Raw genomic sequence first — 15,926 nt, 5'->3', positions numbered from 1 at the left:
CCCTCCGCGCCCACGCTGCGCCGCCCGGTCGCCCAGGGGCAGGGTCCGAGGTCCCTGTTCGGGTCGCTCTGGCCGCGCCGACGATGGACGCGAGGCCCATCGGAGGGCGATGGACCGGACGAGGAGCAGGACGATGGCCGCAACCACGAACGACATGACCCTGCCGGAGCGCATCGAGGCGCTGGAGGTGCAGATCCTCGCGCTGCGGACCGAGCTCGCCCGCACCCGGCTGGAGCAGTGGACCGGGCGGCTAGAGCACCTGGAGGTGCAGTACCGCCTCGGCCGGATGGAGACCGACGAGCGGATCGGCTCCCTGCTGACCGACCTCCGGCACCGGATCGCCAAGGCGCGCGCTCGTGCCGAGTCGCGCGGCGAGGCGGCGGGCGAGGCCGTCGACACGCTGGCGACCGGGGTCGAGGTGGCCTTCGCCGACCTGCGCGAGGCGATGGCGCAGGCCCGGGGCGTCGTCACCCGCTGAGTCGGGACACGGGGTGGCCGGGCTGCCCGGACGGTGCCTCACGCCGCTCGTGGTGTGGTGGCTGCGCTCAGCCCGGCTGCCCGTGGGGGACGGCGGCCATCGCCTCGACCTCGACGAGCTGGTCGGGCCAGCCGAGCACGGTGACCCCCAGCAGGGTGCTAGGGGCCCGGTGCGGGCCCATCCGCGCCTGCACGACCTCCCAGGCGGCGACGAGGTCCTGGCGCCGGGAGCTCGCGACGTAGACCGTGCTCTTGAGGACGTCGCCCAGCCCCGCGCCCGCCGCGCGCAGTGCGGACTCGAGGTGGTCCATGACCACCTTCGCCTGGGCGGCGACGTCACCCGGGGCGACGACCCGTCCCTGCGCGTCGAGCGGGCACGCGCCGGCCGTGAGGACCAGCCGGGTACCCGGTGGCTGCGTCGCCGCGTAGGCGTAGGGGACGCCCGGGTAGAGCCCTGGCACGTCGACGAGCTGGGGTCCGGACATGGCGCCATGGTGGCACGCGCACGGGTTGCGACACGCGCCCGCGTGTCGCGCGCCGGGTCTGCTGTTTCGAACACGTGTTCGGTATGCTCGTCCACAGGTGGCACCACCTGCGGCACCACCGTCCACAGGCTGTTCCTCGGCCCGGGACGGCTGTCGGTGGCGGCACCTAGCGTCTGACCCGACAGCAACTGACAGCGACAGGGTCGAAGGCAGGCGCGCCCGACTCGACAGTGGAAAGAAGGAAACGTGGCCAGGATGCCCGGTGGCAACACTGCAGGTGACCAGAAGGCGAAGTCGCTCGACTCCGTCATGGGACAGATCGAGAAGAACTTCGGCAAGGGCGCGGTCATGCGCCTCGGCGACGACGTGCGTCCCCCCATCGACGTGATTCCCACGGGATCCATCTCCCTCGACGTGGCCCTGGGTATCGGTGGCCTTCCGCGTGGTCGGGTCGTGGAGATCTACGGACCGGAGTCCTCCGGCAAGACCACCGTCGCGCTCCACGCGGTCGCCAGCGCCCAGCGGGCCGGCGGCATCGCGGCGTTCATCGACGCCGAGCACGCCCTCGACCCCGAGTACGCCAAGAAGCTCGGTGTCGACACCGACGCGCTCCTCGTGAGCCAGCCCGACACGGGGGAGCAGGCGCTCGAGATCGCCGACATGCTGATCCGCTCCGGCGCACTCGACATCATCGTCATCGACTCCGTGGCGGCCCTCGTGCCCCGCGCCGAGATCGAGGGCGAGATGGGTGACAGCCACGTCGGCCTCCAGGCCCGGCTCATGTCCCAGGCCCTGCGCAAGCTCACGGGTGCGCTCAACACCTCGGGCACGACCGCGATCTTCATCAACCAGCTCCGCGAGAAGATCGGCGTCATGTTCGGCTCGCCCGAGACGACGACCGGTGGCAAGGCGCTGAAGTTCTACGCCTCGGTGCGCCTCGACGTCCGCCGCATCGAGACCCTCAAGGACGGCACCGAGCCCGTCGGCAACCGCACCCGCGTCAAGGTCGTCAAGAACAAGGTGGCCCCGCCGTTCAAGCAGGCGGAGTTCGACATCCTCTACGGCCAGGGCATCTCCCGAGAGGGTGGCCTCATCGACATGGGCGTCGAGCACGGCTTCGTGCGCAAGGCCGGCGCCTGGTACACCTACGAGGGCGACCAGCTCGGCCAGGGCAAGGAGAACGCCCGCCAGTTCCTCAAGGACAACCCCGACCTCGGCAACGAGATCGAGAAGAAGGTCAAGGAGAAGCTCGGCATCGGGCCGCAGGTCGACAAGCCGGCCGACGCGGTCCCCGAGGTCCCGGTCGAGTTCTGAGCCATCCCGCATGACTGATCGACACGCTGCGGCCAGGGCGGCCTTCGAGGCTGCCCTCGCCGCGACGTCGTCCGAGGCCGTGGCAGGACACCGGCCCACCGTTGCCCCACGGCGTCCGGAGGCGTGGCAACCCATCCCCGGCGACCCCGAGAGCGACCTGCAGTCGCGGGACGCCGAGCCGGACGCCCACGACGTCGCCCGGCAGATCGTGCTGCGGCAGCTCGCGATGGCACCCAGGAGCCGCCAGCAGCTGCGCGACAAGCTCAAGCAGCGTGAGTGCCCCGACGACGTCGCCGAGGCCGTGCTCGACCGCATGACCGAGGTCGGCCTCATCGACGACGAGGCGTTCGCTGGGATGCTCGTGCGGTCGCAGCAGGCCGGGCGTGGGCTGGCCAAGCGAGCGCTGGCCCGCGAGCTGCGCACCAAGGGGGTCGACGACGAGACGGCCCGTGCCACCCTCGACGCCATCGACCCGCACGCCGAGCGCGACCAGGCCGAGCGACTCGTCGCCAAGAAGCTGCGGTCGATGCACGGGCTCGACGTCCTCGTCCAGAAGCGACGGCTGGCAGGGATGCTGGCTCGCAAGGGCTACCCCGCCGACCTGTCGATGTCCGTGATCCGAGAGGCTCTCGCGGAGGCTGCAGAGCACCGGCGGGACTGACCTCCGTTCCCCGGCCGAACCCGGCCCCATCCCTGCTGCAGCGTGGGCAGGCACAGCTGCGCTGGCCGGCCGGCCTCCCTCGACGGGATGGGCTGCTCCGTCCGCTTTTCGGCGCAGCGCGGGTACGCCGCAGTGGTGAAGTCAACCCGCTGCCCGCCTTCCTAGGGTTGACCTGCAGGGTGCCGCAACCCTTGCGAGGAAAGACAACTGGGTGTCCGCACCACACAGTCGATGAGGGGGATTGCGATGCGCATGTCAGTGAGGCAGCTGGCGGCTGCCACGGTTGTCGGTCTGGCGGCCCTGGTGCCGGCGGTGGTGCTCGCGGCGCCACACGCCCAGGCCGCGACGGGTCCGTCGGGTCTGTGGAACTTCACTGTCGCGGCCGGCAGCGCCACGGTCGCGGACCTCGACGGCAACCCGCAGAACATCTCGCTCAAGGGCAGCTGGAGCCGCGGCACCGGCTACGTGAGCTTCAACGCGGCCCCCGCCTACGGCCAGGCGAACGGGTCGACCTTCAGCCCGGGCGACCTCGAGTTCGCCTTCGGGGCAGTCCTGCGTACGAACAGCCTGGTGGCAAAGTCCAACCCCAACGTCATCCAGGGCGGCATGGGCAACGATCCCGCCCAGTTCAAGATCGCGCTGCAACCGGTCAACGGCGGCACGGCGATCTGCGTCCTCAAGGGCACCAAGGGCTACATGGTCGCCAAGTCCACCCGCACCTCACTGGCCAACGGGGCCTCGCACGAGGTCGTCTGCAGCCGGCAGTCCGGCTCGATCAGCATCGCGGTCGACGGCTACGTCAACACCTACGCGCTGTCGCCGGGGACCATCCGGCTGACGTCCGGCCGCCCCCTGTACGTGGGGGGCAAGGGCTCGACGACCACGTGGACCGACCAGTTCCGGGGCCAGCTCGACTGTGCCGGCGTGGTCTCCGGTGCTGGCGCCAGAGCCGCGCTGATGGCCAAGATGCCCTGCTGACGGCGGCTGCAGACCGGATCGGCACGGGGCGTGGCGCCCCTGCAACCAGCGACCTACTGACCTCTGCTCACGCCGGAGGACTGCGCCGGTAGCCTCGCACTCGTGCAACCGCAGCCGTCCGCGCCGCGCTTGACCGCGCTCTCGGCGCGCCTGGTCACGGTGGCCGGCGCCACGCGCACACCTCGGCGCAACCGTTACCTGGCCGACCTGCTCGCCTTCATCGCAGGGATGCTGAACTCCGTGGGGTTCGTGGCCGTCTCCGTCTACACCTCCCACATGACGGGCCTGACCGCATCCGTCGCCGACCACCTCGTGCTCGGGTCGATGCGCCTGGTCGGCACCGGGGTGGAGGCCATCACCTGCTTCGTCCTCGGAGCGATGACCTGCGCGATGCTGTTCAACTGGGGCCGTCGGCGCCACCACGAGGCCCGGTTCGCCAACGTCCTGGTGCTCGAGGCCCTGCTGATCCTCGCCTTCGGAGGGCTGGCCGACCAGCTCACCTGGCGACACCGCGACCTCGTGTTCGTCGCGGTGCTGTGCTTCACCATGGGTCTGCAGAACGACATCATCACCAAGATCTCCGCCGCGCAGATCCGCACCACGCACGTCACCGGCATGATCACGGACATCGGCATCGAGCTGGGCAAGGCGGCGTACCGCAGCCGGACGGTCGGCCTGCCGCCGGTGCGCGCAGACCTCGGCAAGCTCGGCATGCTGGCCGGGTTGGTCGGTCTGTTCTTCGTCGGCGGAGTGGCCGGCGCCGTCGGCTACCTCGCCCTCGGCTTCACCGTGCTGGTCGCGCCCGCCCTCGTGCTCCTCGTGGTCGCCGCCCCACCGCTCGTCGCCGACCTCCGGACGCGCTGACGGCGCGCCTCCGGGGCTGCATGCGGGGCCACGCGCCCGCGCGGCATACCAGCCGTGCGCAGCACGTACCCTTGTCGATGCGATGACCACACAGATGACCCCGAAGACCTACGACGTGCGCACCCACGGGTGCCAGATGAACGTGCACGACTCCGAGCGGCTCGCCGGCCTGCTCGAGACGGCCGGCTACGTCGACGTCAACAGCGTCCCCGCGACGGCTCGGCCCGACACCGCCGACGTCGTCGTCTTCAACACCTGCGCCGTGCGTGAGAACGCCGACAACAAGCTCTACGGCAACCTCGGGCAGCTGCGACCGGCGAAGACCGCGAACCCCGACATGCAGATCGCCGTCGGTGGCTGCATGGCCCAGAAGGACCGCGACACCATCGTCGCGCGGGCGCCCTGGGTCGACGTGGTCTTCGGCACCCACAACATCGGCAGCCTCCCGGCGCTTCTCGACCGTGCCCGCCACAACCGCGAGGCCCAGGTCGAGATCCTCGAGAGCCTCGAGGTGTTCCCCAGCACCCTGCCCACCCGACGCGACTCCGCCTATGCCGGCTGGGTCTCGATCTCGGTGGGCTGCAACAACACCTGCACGTTCTGCATCGTGCCGAGCCTGCGCGGCAAGGAGGCCGACCGGCGTCCCGGCGACGTCCTGGCCGAGGTGCAGGCGCTCGTCGAGCAGGGCGTCGTCGAGGTCACCCTGCTGGGCCAGAACGTCAACACCTACGGCGTCGAGTTCGGCGACCGGCTCGCGTTCGGCAAGCTGCTGCGTGCCTGCGGAGAGATCGAGGGCCTCGAGCGGGTGCGCTTCACCAGCCCGCACCCGGCGGCCTTCACCGACGACGTCATCACCGCGATGGCCGAGACGCCCAACGTCATGCCGTCGCTGCACATGCCGCTGCAGTCCGGCTCCGACCGGGTCCTGAAGGAGATGCGCCGGTCCTACCGCAGCGCCAAGTTCCTCGGGATCCTCGACAAGGTCCGCGAGCAGATCCCGGACGCCGCGATCACCACCGACATCATCGTGGGGTTCCCGGGCGAGACCGACGCCGACTTCGAGGAGACGTTGAGGGTGGTCCGCGAAGCCCGCTTCTCCAGCGCCTTCACGTTCCAGTACTCCATCCGCCCCGGGACCCCCGCGGCGACCATGCCCGACCAGCTGCCCAAGGCCGTCGTCCAGGAGCGCTACGAGCGCCTCATCGCAGTGCAGGAGGAGGTCTCCTGGGCCGAGAACCGTGCCCTCGAGGGCCGCGAGGTCGAGGTCCTCGTCGCCACCGGTGAGGGTCGCAAGGACACCGAGACCCACCGGCTCTCGGGCCGGGCGCAGGACAACCGGCTCGTGCACTTTGCCGTACCCGAGGGCGCAGAGCGGCCCCGGCCCGGCGACATGGTCACCGTCGGCGTCACCTACGGCGCCCCGCACCACCTCGTCGCGGATGCGGCCCTCGCGGGCGGTGTCTACGCCGTACGGCGCACGGCCGGTGGCGACGCGTGGGCCGCCGCGCAGGACTCGCCCGTGCCGGGCAAGCCCGCTGTCTCCCTCGGCATGCCGGGGCTGGGTCGCCCCGCCCAGCAGCCCGCCGCCCCCGCCTGTCGCTAGCCACCCTCCGTCAGTCACCCCGACCGGACAACAGGCGTCGCCACACCTCGCGTCCGATAGCGTCCCGACCCACCTCGTCGATCTGGAAGACTCCCCGCATGACCATCCGCCCCATCGTGATCACGGGCGACCCGGTGCTGCACCGCCGCGCCGAGCCCGTGCAGGCGTTCGACGCCGAGCTGGCCGAGCTGATCGCCGACATGTTCGAGACCATGGACGCCGCCAACGGCGTGGGGCTGGCCGCCCCGCAGGTCGGCGTCGGCCTGCGCATCTTCACGTGGCAGATGGACAACGACGACGACGTGCCGGCCCGTGGCGTCATCGTCAACCCCTACGTCACGGCCTCGAAGCCGGCGCAGGAGGACCCCGACCCGCACGAGGAGGTCGAGGGGTGCCTGTCCGTGCCGGGGGAGAGCTTCCCGCTGAAGCGCGGTGAGCGGGCCAGCGTCACCGGGTACGACGCCGACGGCCGGGAGATCTCGTTCGAGGCCACCGGGTGGTTCGCCCGCTGCATGCAGCACGAGTACGACCACCTCAACGGCTTCCTCTACGTCGACCGGCTCAACGACAATTGGGGCAAGAAGGCCCGCAAGGCCGTGAAGAAGGCCGGCTGGGGCGGCCCCGGCCAGAGCTGGATGCCGGGCGTCGACCCCGACCCGTTCGGCCACGACAGCCCGGACGAGCACGACCTGTGAGCGACTCCCGGTGCCTGCACCGGTGATCGTCGCCGTCGTCGGGCCCACCGCGACGGGCAAGTCCGACCTCGCGCTCGACCTGGCCGAGGTGCTGGGCGGCGAGGTCGTCAACGCCGACGCCAGCCAGCTCTACCGCGGCATGGACATCGGGACGGCCAAGCTGGCGCCGCACGAGCGGCGCGGCACACCCCACCACCAGCTCGATGTCCTGGACGTCACCGACGAGGCGTCGGTGGCTGCCTACCAGGTGGCCTCACGCGCCGACATCGACTCCATCTGCCGGCGCGGGGCGCGGCCCGTGCTGGTCGGCGGGTCAGGCCTGTACGTCCGGGCGGCCCTCGATGTCCTGGACATCCCCCCGACCGACCCGGCGGTCCGGGCCCGGCTCGAGGCGGAGGCCGACGAGCTCGGCACCGGGGCGATGGCGGAGCGCCTGCGCGCCCTGGACCCCGTCGCGATGGAGCAGATCCAGCCCAACAACGTCCGGCGTATCGTGCGTGCGCTCGAGGTGGTCGAGCTCACCGGGCGGCCGTTCTCGGCGACCATGCCCCGGCGGGAGTTCGTCCGCCCGACCGTGGTGCTCGGGCTGCGGGTCGGCCGCCCCGAGCTGGACGCGCGGATCGGGGCGCGGGTCGAGCACATGTGGCGGGCCGGCCTGCTCGACGAGGTGAGGGGCCTCGACGAGCTGGGGCTGCGCCGGGGTCGCACCGCCTCCCGCGCCCTCGGCTACGCCCAGGCCCTCGCCCAGCTCGACGGGACGCTCGACGAGGAGCAGGCGAAGGAGCAGACGGCCACCCTGACCCGCCGGTTCGCCCGCCGGCAGGAGTCGTGGTTCAACGCCGACCCGCGGATCCACTGGCTCGACGCGTCGGCCGACGCGCGGGACGGGCTGCTGGCGCGGGCCCTGGCCGTCGTCAGGGACAATGGCGCCCATGGCTGACCAGACCCCCTTCACCAAGGGCCACGGCACCGAGAACGACTTCGTGCTGGTGCCCGACCTCGAGGGGTCTCGGCCGCTCTCCAGCGAGCAGGCCGCCCTGCTCGCCGACCGCCACGCCGGCATCGGCGGTGACGGCGTCATCCGCGTCGTACCGACCGCATTGGCGACCGAGGCGCTGGTGCTGCAGCAGGCCTCCGGAGCCCGGTGGTTCATGGACTACCGCAACGCCGACGGCAGCGTCGCCGAGATGTGCGGCAACGGCACCCGGGTCTTCGCGGCCTACCTGCGTCGCGAGGGTCTCGAGACCGCCGACGAGTTCGCCATCGCCACCCGGGCCGGCACGAAGCTCGTGCGGTTCGAGGGGCCGGACCTCATCGCGGTCAACCTCGGTCCGTGGCGGCTGATTCAGCCGCACATCGCCGACGCGGAGGGCTTCGACGCCCTCGTCCACGTCGCGGGCCACGACCCGTTCTCGGCCCTGAGCGTCGACCTCGGCAACCCGCACACCGTCGTCGCGCTCCCCGAGACGGTGGACCTCGACGACCTCGACCTCTACCACCACCCCGTCGTCAACCCCGAGCCCGAGCACGGGACCAACATCGAGTTCGTGCGCCCGATCGGGCCCGGCCACGTGCGGATGCGCGTCCGCGAGCGCGGCGTCGGCGAGACCCGCTCCTGCGGCACGGGCGCGGCGGCCGCGGCGATCGCGACCCGGTTCTGGGCCGGTGACATCGGCGACTCCTGGACCGTGGACGTGCTCGGGGGACGGCTGCGCGTGCGCATGCTGCCCGACCAGGAGGTCGAGCTCGCCGGCCCAGCGGCCCTGGTGGCCGACGGCACCACCACCCTCGCCTGAGCTCAGGCGGTGCGGCGGACCTCGAGGACCCGGAAGCCCTTGTCAGAGGCGAAGCGGGACACGGCATACGCGTCTGCGGGGAGCTGGTCGGTGAGCCAGCGCTGCAAGGAGTCGGAGCCCAGGTTCTTCTGGACGACGAGGTAGGCGGCACCGCCGACCACGAGCCGGGGAAGCCAGGTGAGCAGCATGTCGTGCAGCACGGCCTTCCCGACCCGGATGGGCGGGTTGGACCAGATGGCCTCGAACGACAGTGCGTCGGGCACGTCCTCGGGGCGGCAGGCCTGCACCGACTCCAGGCCGAGCGAGGACGCCGTGGTGCGGAGCAGGTCCAGGGACCGCTCGTTGACGTCGACACCCCACACCTGTGCCCCTGGCGAGCGAAGCGCCAGCGTGAGGGTGATCGGACCCCAGCCGCAGCCGAGGTCGAGCAGGGCGCCGGCCGTCGGGGGAGCAGGAGCCACGCGCAGCAGGACGGCGGTGCCCTTGTCCACGCCCTCGGGGCTGAAGATGCCGGAGGCCGTCTGCACGGTGACCTCGCGCCCGGCGAGCTCCACCGTCATCGAGCGTCGCTGGGCAGCGCTGGCCGGTGCGGCGGTGAAGTAGTGGTCGTCGGCGCTCATCGGGGCCAACGGTAGAGCGCGTGGCGTGTCAGGACATAAAGCGGTCGCCCAGGTGGTTGCAGCAATGAGACCCTGAGGGAGATATGACACCACGCTCTGACATCTTCGACTTCCGCGCCGCCGCCCTCGCCGAGGAGACCGCCACCCCGAGGACCGGTGGCGACCTCGGCCTCCAGGACGGCCAAGGCTTCGACGGCGACCAGTACGACCGCGAGGAACGCGCCGCCCTGCGTCGCGTCGCCGGGCTGTCCACCGAGCTCGAGGACGTCACCGAGGTCGAGTACCGCCAGCTGCGCCTCGAGCGCGTCGTGCTCGCCGCGGTGTGGACCGAGGGCACGGCCGAGGACGCCGACAACTCCCTGCGCGAGCTCGCCGCGCTCGCCGAGACGGCCGGCTCGACCGTCCTCGCCGGGCTGGTCCAGCGCCGCGACCGTCCGGACACCGGCACCTACCTCGGGTCCGGCAAGGCCCAGGAGCTGCGTGACGTCGTTATCGCCGAGGGTGCCGACACCGTCATCTGCGACACCGAGCTGACCCCGTCGCAGCGCCGTGCGCTGGAGGACGTCGTCAAGGTCAAGGTCATCGACCGCACCGCCCTGATCCTCGACATCTTCGCCCAGCACGCGAAGTCCAAGGAGGGCAAGGCGCAGGTCGAGCTGGCCCAGCTGCAGTACCTCCTCCCGCGCCTGCGCGGCTGGGGCGAGTCGATGTCCCGGCAGGCGGGTGGCCAGGCCGCCGGCGGCCAGGGCATGGGCTCGCGTGGTCCCGGTGAGACGAAGATCGAGCTCGACCGCCGCCGGATCAACACGCGGATGGCCAAGCTGCGCCGCGAGATCAAGGAGATGAAGACCAGCCGCGACACGCGCCGCCTGAGCCGCAAGGCGCACGAGGTGCCCAGTGTCGCGATCGCGGGCTACACCAACGCCGGCAAGTCCTCGCTCCTCAACCGCCTCACCGGCGCCGGGGTGCTGGTGGAGAACCAGCTCTTCGCCACCCTCGACCCGACGGTGCGCCGGGCCGAGACCGAGGACGGGCGGCTCTACACCCTCGCCGACACGGTGGGGTTCGTCCGGCAGCTGCCGACGCAGCTCGTCGAGGCGTTCCGCTCGACGCTCGAGGAGGTGGCCGACGCCGACCTGCTGCTGCACGTCGTCGACGGTTCGCACCCCGACCCGGAGGGCCAGATCAGCGCCGTCCGGGCCGTGCTGGCCGATGTCGACGCCGCTGACGTCAAGGAGGTCGTGGTCGTCAACAAGGCCGACGCGGCCGACCCCGAGGTGCTCGACCGGCTCCGTCGCCACGAGAAGCACTGCATCGTGGTGTCGGCGCGCACCGGCGCCGGGCTCGCCGAGCTGCGCGCGCTCATCGCCGACGAGCTGCCCCGTCCGGACATCGACGTCGAGGTGCTGCTGCCCTACGACCGCGGCGACCTCGTCAGCCGCCTGCACGAGGAGGCCGAGGTGCTCTCGAGCGAGCACACCGAGCGGGGCACGCACGTGAAGGCCCGGGTGCACCCCGAGCTCGCCTCCGAGCTCGCCGACTTCGCCGCCTGACGACACCCCGATGGAGGTCCGCTCCGGGGGCCTGGACACCCCGCAGGTCGCGGCACTGCTGGCTGCCCACGTGGCCGACATGCGCCGCTACTCTCCACCCGACAGCGTGCAAACCCTCGACCTCGACCGCCTGCGCACCCCGGACCTCAGCTTCTGGAGCGTCTGGGAGGGCGAAGAGGTGCTCGGGTGCGGGGCACTGCGCGAGCTCGACCGCCGGCACGGCGAGCTGAAGTCGATGCGCACCGCCGCCGAGCACCGCGGACGCGGCGTGGGCGCTCTGGTGCTGGAGCACCTCGTGGCGCAGGCCGTCGCTCGCGGCTACTCGAGGCTGAGCCTCGAGACCGGTTCGCCTGCGGAGTTCGCCCCTGCCCGGCGCCTCTACGCGCGGCGGGGCTTCGTCGAGTGCGGGCCGTTCGGGCCGTATGCCGCCGACGAGTTCAGCGTGTTCATGACCCTCGCCCTGCCTGCGGGCGACGCCCCGCGCGGGTAGCGTCGCCCCATGACTGACGTCGTGGGCATCACCGGAGTGACCGGCGCGGTGGGTGGTGCCGTGGCGAGCCGGCTCGCCGACCTCGGCGACCGGCTGGTGCTGCTGGCCCGACGCCCGGAGGCTGCACTTGAGGTCCCCGGCGCAGCCGTGCGCCGCGCCGAGTACGCCGACACCGCTGAGGTGCGTGCGGCGCTCGCCGGCATCGACACGCTCCTCATGGTGTCGGCGGCCGAGGACGTCGACCGTCGCAGTCAGCACCTCGCCTTCGTCGACGCGGCAGCCGCCGCCGGGGTGCGGCACGTCGTCTACACGTCGTTCCAGGGCGCGGCCGCCGACTGCACCTTCACCCTGGGGCGCGACCACTTTGCCACCGAGGAGGCGATCCGGGCCTCGGGGATGGCCTTCACCTTCCTGCGCGACAGCTTCTACGCCGACTTCCTGCCGCTCATGGTGACCGACGGCGCCATCCGCGGACCGGCCGGTGACGGCAGGGTCGCCGCGGTCGCCCGCGACGACGTCGCCGCGGTCGCCGCCGTCGTGCTCGCCGACTCTGCGGCGCACGCCGGCGCGACCTACGACCTGACCGGGCCCGAGGCGCTCACCCTCGCAGAGGCCGCCGCCACCATCACCGAGGTGACCGGGACGCCCACCCGCTACGTCGCGGAGACGGTGCCCGAGGCGTATGCGTCACGGGCGTCGTACGGCGCCCCCGACTGGCAGGTCGACGCCTGGGTGTCGACCTACACCGCGATCGCCGCCGGTGAGGTCGAGCACGTCAGCGACGCCGTCGAGCGGCTGACGGGCCACCCGGCGACGAGCCTGCGCGAGCTGCTGGAGCGCCCGAGCCGGTAGGGGGCTGCTCGCTGCCCCCTACCGGCTCGGGCGGGGCTCAGGTCAGGTCGCAGTGAGCCGGTAGACCGACACGTGGGAGCGGGAGTCCGCCGTGAACGCGGACCGGTCCCAGTCGGCATACCTCGCCTCGAGCTCGAACCCCGCGAGGCGTCCCATGAGGTCGAGCTCGGCCGGCCAGATGTAGCGGTGCGGGCTGATGCCGTGGGTGGCCTCGCGCCCGCGTCCGTAGCGGAAGTGGTGCGAGACCACCCGCTGGTGCAGCACGTCGTAGTCGTCGAGGCCGACGTAGCCGGGCTCGCTGGCGAACACCGTCGCGGGGGAGCCGGGCGGGAGCTGGCGCAGCTGGGGCACCCACAGCTCGATGACGAACGCGCCGCCGGGGGAGAGGTGCCGCGCCGCGTTGCGGAAGCACTCGACCTGCTCGTCCTGGGTGAGCAGGTTCGAGACGGTGTTGAACACGAGGTACACCAGGGAGAACTCGCCGGGCGCCCGCGTCGTGGCCATGTCACCGACGACGACGGGTATGGCGTCGGCGCCCACCTTCTCGCGCAGCCTCGCCACCATGGGCTCGGACAGCTCGATGCCCGTGACGGGGACGCGCCGCTCGGCGAGGGGTATGGCGACGCGGCCGGTGCCGATCGCGAGCTCCAGGGCCGCGCCGGTGCCCGCCAGGTCCGCGAGGTGGTCGACGGTGGGCCCCAGGACGTCGTCGGCGAACATGCCCTCGCCGGGGGTGTCGTAGAGGGAGGCGGTCGTCTCGTCCCAGATCTCGTCAGGGTGCACGACCTCGACACTGGCCGCCGACCACCGTTGCTGTCCACCGGGTTTCGGCTGCCCGGGGTCAGAGTCGGCCCGGGGTCAGAGTCGGCCCGGGGTCAGAGTCGGCCCGGGGTCAGAGCCGGCGCAGGGCCGTCGTGAGGACGACGGGCTCGCCGGCCTCGTCGGAGGCGTCGAGGTCGACGGTCGCCTCGATGACCCAGTCGTGGTCGCCCTCGGGGTCCTCCAGGGTCTGACGGGCCAGCCACAGCCGGTGCTCACCCTCGGGCTCGTTCTCGCCGGGCGCGGGGCCCGTGGCGGGGGAGAGGTGCAGCAGGCGTGGGCCGCGGGCCGCACCGTCGGTGCCGATCGTGTCGTGCTCGGCGTAGTAGGCGCCGAGTGCCGCGTCCCAGGCCGACTCGTCCATGAGGGGGTGGCGCGGGGGCTCGGGCAGCGCCGCGGCAGCCTCCTCGAGGGCGGCGAGCTCCTCGAAGCGGTCGCGCGAGGCGAGCTCGACCCGGCGGAACATGGCGTTCCTGACCATGACGCGAAAAGCCTTCTCGTTGAACGTGATCGGGCGGCCAGCGCGGGTGCCGCCATGCGCAGCCAGCCGCTCGAGCTCGTCGAGCCGCGCGTTGGCATCGGGATCGGTCAGGGCCTCCCACTCATCGAGGAGTGAGCTGTCGGTCTGGCGGACGGTCTCGCCGAGCCACTCGTGCAGGTCCTCGAACGCCTCGCTGCGGTGCGCCTCCGGGACGGTGTGGCGCAGCGTGCGGTAGGCGTCGGTGAGGTAGCGCAGGACCAGGCCCTCGCTGCGGGCGAGCTGGTAGTACGCGACGAACTCGGTGAACGTCATCGCCCGCTCGTACATGTCGCGCACGACCGACTTCGGCGACAGGGCCGCCTCCGACACCCACGGGTGGCTCTGCCGGAAGATCTCGAACGTCGCGTCGAGCAGCTCGGCGAGCGGCTTGGGCCACGAGACGTCCTCGAGCAGCTGCATGCGCTCCTCGTACTCGACGCCGTCGGCCTTCATCTCGGCGACCGCCTCGCCGCGCGCCTTGTACTGCTGCTGCAGCAGGACCTGGCGGGGGTCGTCGAGGATCGCCTCGATGACCGAGACCACGTCGAGGGCGTAGGTCGGCGCCTCCGGATCCAGGACGTCGAGCGCGGCCAGGGCCAGGGGGGCGAGGGGCTGGTTGAGCGCGAAGTCGCTGGCGAGCTCCTCGCGGACGGCGATCGTGCGTCCGTCGGGGCCGGGCGGGTCGACGCGGTGCAGCACACCGGTGTCGAGCAGGCTCCGGCCCAGGGTGATGGCCCGCCGCGCGAGTCGCGCCTGGTTGCGCGGTGACTCGTGGTTGTCGCGCAGCAGACGGCTCAGCGCCGCGACCGGGTCGCCCGGGCGCTGGACGACGTTGAGGATCATCGAGTGGTCGACACGCATGCGCGACACGAGGGGCTCGGGCTCGGCGTGCACGAGCTTGTCGTAGGTCTGCTCGGTCCAGGAGACCTCGCCGTCGGCAGGTTTGCGGCGCTGGACCTTGCGGCGCTTCTTGGGGTCGTCGCCGGCCTTCGCGAGCGCCTTCTCGTTCTCGATCACGTGTTCCGGCGCCTGGACGACGACCGAGCCGCTGGTGTCGAACCCCGCGCGGCCGGCCCGGCCCGCGATCTGGTGGAACTCGCGCGCCTTGAGCACCCGTTGCCGCGACCCGTCGAACTTCACCAGTCCGGTGAAGAGCACCGTGCGGATCGGCACGTTGATGCCGACGCCCAGGGTGTCGGTGCCGCAGATGACCTTGAGCAGGCCGTCCTGGGCGAGCTGCTCGACCAGCCGCCGGTAGCGGGGGAGCATCCCGGCGTGGTGGACCCCGATGCCGGACCGCACGAGCCGGGACAGCGTCTTCCCGAACCCCGCGGTGAACCGGAACCCGCCGATGCGCTCCGCGATGGCCTCGCGGTCGGCCTTGATGACTGACTTCAGGCCGACCAGCGCCTGGGCCTGCTCGAGCGCGGCGGCCTGGGTGAAGTGGACGATGTAGACCGGCGCCTGGTGGGTCGACAGCAGCTCCTCGATCGTCTCGGGCAGCGGGGTCATGGCCCAGGAGAAGCTGAGGGGCACCGGCCGCTCCGTACCCGTCACCAACGCCGTCGACCGGCCGTTGCGGCGGGTGAGGTCCTGGGCGAGCTCGCTCATGTCACCGAGGGTCGCCGACATGAGCAGGAACTGTGCCTGCGGCAGCTCGAGCAGCGGCACCTGCCAGGCCCAGCCGCGGTCGTGCTCGGCGTAGAAGTGGAACTCGTCCATCACGACCAGGCCCACGTCGGCCCGGTCTCCCTCGCGCAGGGCGATGTTGGCCAGCACCTCCGCGGTGCAGCAGATGATCGGGGCGTCGGGGTTGACCGAGGCGTCACCGGTGAGCATGCCGACCTCGCCGGCGCCGAACACCTCGCACAGGGCGAAGAACTTCTCGCTGACGAGCGCCTTGATCGGCGCGGTGTAGAAGCTGACCCGGTCGTCGGCGAGGGCCGCGAAGTGCGCGCCGGTGGCCACGAGCGACTTGCCCGAGCCGGTGGGCGTGGAGAGGACGACGTTCTCCCCGGCGAGCAGGGACAGCAGCGCCTCGTCCTGGTGCGGGTAGAGCGGGGTGCCCTGGTCCTGCGCCCAGGCGGTGAACGCGTCGTAGGCGGCGTCGGGGTCCTTCTCGACGTGGTCGAGCAGCTCAGGCAGGGACGGGGAGGTGGCGGCTGCCTGGTCGGTGCTCATCGCCGACAGTCTCGCAGG

16 protein-coding genes are annotated in these 15,926 nt (G+C 71.9%); 12 read left to right on the top strand and 4 right to left on the bottom strand.

Annotation, left to right across the window (positions count from 1 at the left end; translation table 11 throughout):
• Nucleotides 1-133: 133 nt before the first annotated feature.
• Nucleotides 134-478 carry a hypothetical protein gene (locus AB4Z02_RS01035; RefSeq protein ID WP_441968585.1) on the top strand — a complete coding sequence of 115 codons (345 nt, stop codon included), beginning with the start codon at nucleotides 134-136 and terminating at the stop codon, nucleotides 476-478.
• 67 nt (nucleotides 479-545) lie between these two features.
• Here the strand turns inward: AB4Z02_RS01035 and AB4Z02_RS01030 are convergent, their stop codons facing one another.
• Complete coding sequence (locus tag AB4Z02_RS01030) at nucleotides 546-962, bottom strand: RidA family protein (RefSeq protein ID WP_056884665.1); 417 nt, start codon at nucleotides 960-962, stop codon at nucleotides 546-548.
• Between the two features lie 309 nt (nucleotides 963-1,271).
• On the opposite strand from AB4Z02_RS01030, the gene recA reads away from it, so the two are divergent.
• The 8 genes from recA to dapF all read left to right on the top strand — a co-directional run bounded on the left by recA (nucleotide 1,272) and on the right by dapF (nucleotide 8,873).
• Complete coding sequence (gene recA / locus AB4Z02_RS01025; RefSeq protein WP_441968652.1) at nucleotides 1,272-2,276, top strand: recombinase RecA; 1,005 nt, start codon at nucleotides 1,272-1,274, stop codon at nucleotides 2,274-2,276.
• Nucleotides 2,277-2,286: 10 nt separating this feature from the next.
• The gene (locus AB4Z02_RS01020; RefSeq protein ID WP_082590852.1) at nucleotides 2,287-2,937 is read left to right on the top strand and encodes a regulatory protein RecX; all 651 of its coding nucleotides are present in this window, start codon (nucleotides 2,287-2,289) and stop codon (nucleotides 2,935-2,937) included.
• A 246-nt stretch (nucleotides 2,938-3,183) separates the two neighbouring features.
• Nucleotides 3,184-3,915, top strand: a complete 732-nt coding sequence (locus tag AB4Z02_RS01015) for a LamG domain-containing protein (RefSeq protein ID WP_441968582.1) — start codon at nucleotides 3,184-3,186, stop codon at nucleotides 3,913-3,915.
• Between the two features lie 102 nt (nucleotides 3,916-4,017).
• Complete coding sequence (locus AB4Z02_RS01010) at nucleotides 4,018-4,779, top strand: YoaK family protein (protein ID WP_441968580.1); 762 nt, start codon at nucleotides 4,018-4,020, stop codon at nucleotides 4,777-4,779.
• Nucleotides 4,780-4,861: 82 nt separating this feature from the next.
• On the top strand, nucleotides 4,862-6,382 hold the full coding sequence (gene miaB, locus AB4Z02_RS01005; protein ID WP_441968578.1) for a tRNA (N6-isopentenyl adenosine(37)-C2)-methylthiotransferase MiaB: 1,521 nt from the start codon (nucleotides 4,862-4,864) through the stop codon (nucleotides 6,380-6,382).
• Between the two features lie 98 nt (nucleotides 6,383-6,480).
• Entirely contained in the window at nucleotides 6,481-7,077 is a 597-nt protein-coding gene (gene def, locus AB4Z02_RS01000) for a peptide deformylase (protein ID WP_441968576.1), read from the top strand.
• Between the two features lie 10 nt (nucleotides 7,078-7,087).
• Nucleotides 7,088-8,017: a tRNA (adenosine(37)-N6)-dimethylallyltransferase MiaA gene (gene miaA, locus AB4Z02_RS00995; RefSeq protein ID WP_441968574.1), complete on the top strand. Its 930-nt coding sequence runs from the start codon at nucleotides 7,088-7,090 to the stop codon at nucleotides 8,015-8,017.
• Nucleotides 8,010-8,873, top strand: a complete 864-nt coding sequence (gene dapF, locus AB4Z02_RS00990) for a diaminopimelate epimerase (protein WP_441968572.1) — start codon at nucleotides 8,010-8,012, stop codon at nucleotides 8,871-8,873. Before miaA ends, dapF begins: the two co-directional genes overlap by 8 nt.
• A gap of 2 nt (nucleotides 8,874-8,875) precedes the next feature.
• Here the strand turns inward: dapF and AB4Z02_RS00985 are convergent, their stop codons facing one another.
• On the bottom strand, nucleotides 8,876-9,493 hold the full coding sequence (locus AB4Z02_RS00985; protein ID WP_441968570.1) for a class I SAM-dependent methyltransferase: 618 nt from the start codon (nucleotides 9,491-9,493) through the stop codon (nucleotides 8,876-8,878).
• Nucleotides 9,494-9,576: 83 nt separating this feature from the next.
• Between AB4Z02_RS00985 and hflX the strand changes: the two genes are divergently transcribed.
• The 3 genes from hflX to AB4Z02_RS00970 are packed head-to-tail and all read left to right on the top strand — an operon-like array spanning nucleotide 9,577 to nucleotide 12,388.
• The gene (hflX, locus tag AB4Z02_RS00980; RefSeq protein WP_441968568.1) at nucleotides 9,577-11,046 is read left to right on the top strand and encodes a GTPase HflX; all 1,470 of its coding nucleotides are present in this window, start codon (nucleotides 9,577-9,579) and stop codon (nucleotides 11,044-11,046) included.
• A 10-nt stretch (nucleotides 11,047-11,056) separates the two neighbouring features.
• Complete coding sequence (locus tag AB4Z02_RS00975; RefSeq protein WP_441968566.1) at nucleotides 11,057-11,536, top strand: GNAT family N-acetyltransferase; 480 nt, start codon at nucleotides 11,057-11,059, stop codon at nucleotides 11,534-11,536.
• Between the two features lie 9 nt (nucleotides 11,537-11,545).
• Nucleotides 11,546-12,388, top strand: coding sequence for an NAD(P)H-binding protein (locus AB4Z02_RS00970; RefSeq protein ID WP_441968564.1), 843 nt, complete (start codon nucleotides 11,546-11,548; stop codon nucleotides 12,386-12,388).
• Between the two features lie 42 nt (nucleotides 12,389-12,430).
• Here AB4Z02_RS00970 and AB4Z02_RS00965 read toward each other — a convergent pair whose 3' ends face one another.
• Together AB4Z02_RS00965 and AB4Z02_RS00960 are read right to left on the bottom strand one after the other, a co-directional pair.
• Nucleotides 12,431-13,171 (bottom strand): class I SAM-dependent methyltransferase, encoded by a 741-nt coding sequence (locus AB4Z02_RS00965; protein ID WP_441968562.1) that lies wholly within the window; start codon nucleotides 13,169-13,171, stop codon nucleotides 12,431-12,433.
• A gap of 109 nt (nucleotides 13,172-13,280) precedes the next feature.
• Entirely contained in the window at nucleotides 13,281-15,908 is a 2,628-nt protein-coding gene (locus AB4Z02_RS00960) for a DEAD/DEAH box helicase (RefSeq protein ID WP_441968560.1), read from the bottom strand.
• Between the last annotated feature and the right edge of the window lie 18 nt (nucleotides 15,909-15,926).

Origin of the sequence: Pedococcus sp. 2YAF34 (assembly GCF_052114585.1) — a bacterium.
Taxonomy (GTDB): Bacteria; Actinomycetota; Actinomycetes; order Actinomycetales; family Dermatophilaceae; genus Pedococcus.
The sequence above is the reverse complement of the archived record's forward strand: the minus strand, read 5'-3'. Positions and strand labels throughout refer to the sequence as shown.

Bases quoted from the DNA above. Each gene is read 5' to 3' on its own strand.
- AB4Z02_RS01035 (WP_441968585.1), top strand. From the start codon at position 134: ATGGCCGCAACCACGAACGACATGACCCTGCCGGAGCGCATCGAGGCG.
- AB4Z02_RS01030 (WP_056884665.1), bottom strand. From the start codon at position 962: ATGTCCGGACCCCAGCTCGTCGACGTGCCAGGGCTCTACCCGGGCGTC.
- recA (WP_441968652.1), top strand. From the start codon at position 1,272: ATGGGACAGATCGAGAAGAACTTCGGCAAGGGCGCGGTCATGCGCCTC.
- AB4Z02_RS01020 (WP_082590852.1), top strand. From the start codon at position 2,287: ATGACTGATCGACACGCTGCGGCCAGGGCGGCCTTCGAGGCTGCCCTC.
- AB4Z02_RS01015 (WP_441968582.1), top strand. From the start codon at position 3,184: ATGCGCATGTCAGTGAGGCAGCTGGCGGCTGCCACGGTTGTCGGTCTG.
- miaB (WP_441968578.1), top strand. From the start codon at position 4,862: ATGACCACACAGATGACCCCGAAGACCTACGACGTGCGCACCCACGGG.
- def (WP_441968576.1), top strand. From the start codon at position 6,481: ATGACCATCCGCCCCATCGTGATCACGGGCGACCCGGTGCTGCACCGC.
- dapF (WP_441968572.1), top strand. From the start codon at position 8,010: ATGGCTGACCAGACCCCCTTCACCAAGGGCCACGGCACCGAGAACGAC.
- AB4Z02_RS00985 (WP_441968570.1), bottom strand. From the start codon at position 9,493: ATGAGCGCCGACGACCACTACTTCACCGCCGCACCGGCCAGCGCTGCC.
- hflX (WP_441968568.1), top strand. From the start codon at position 9,577: ATGACACCACGCTCTGACATCTTCGACTTCCGCGCCGCCGCCCTCGCC.
- AB4Z02_RS00975 (WP_441968566.1), top strand. From the start codon at position 11,057: ATGGAGGTCCGCTCCGGGGGCCTGGACACCCCGCAGGTCGCGGCACTG.
- AB4Z02_RS00970 (WP_441968564.1), top strand. From the start codon at position 11,546: ATGACTGACGTCGTGGGCATCACCGGAGTGACCGGCGCGGTGGGTGGT.
- AB4Z02_RS00960 (WP_441968560.1), bottom strand. From the start codon at position 15,908: ATGAGCACCGACCAGGCAGCCGCCACCTCCCCGTCCCTGCCTGAGCTG.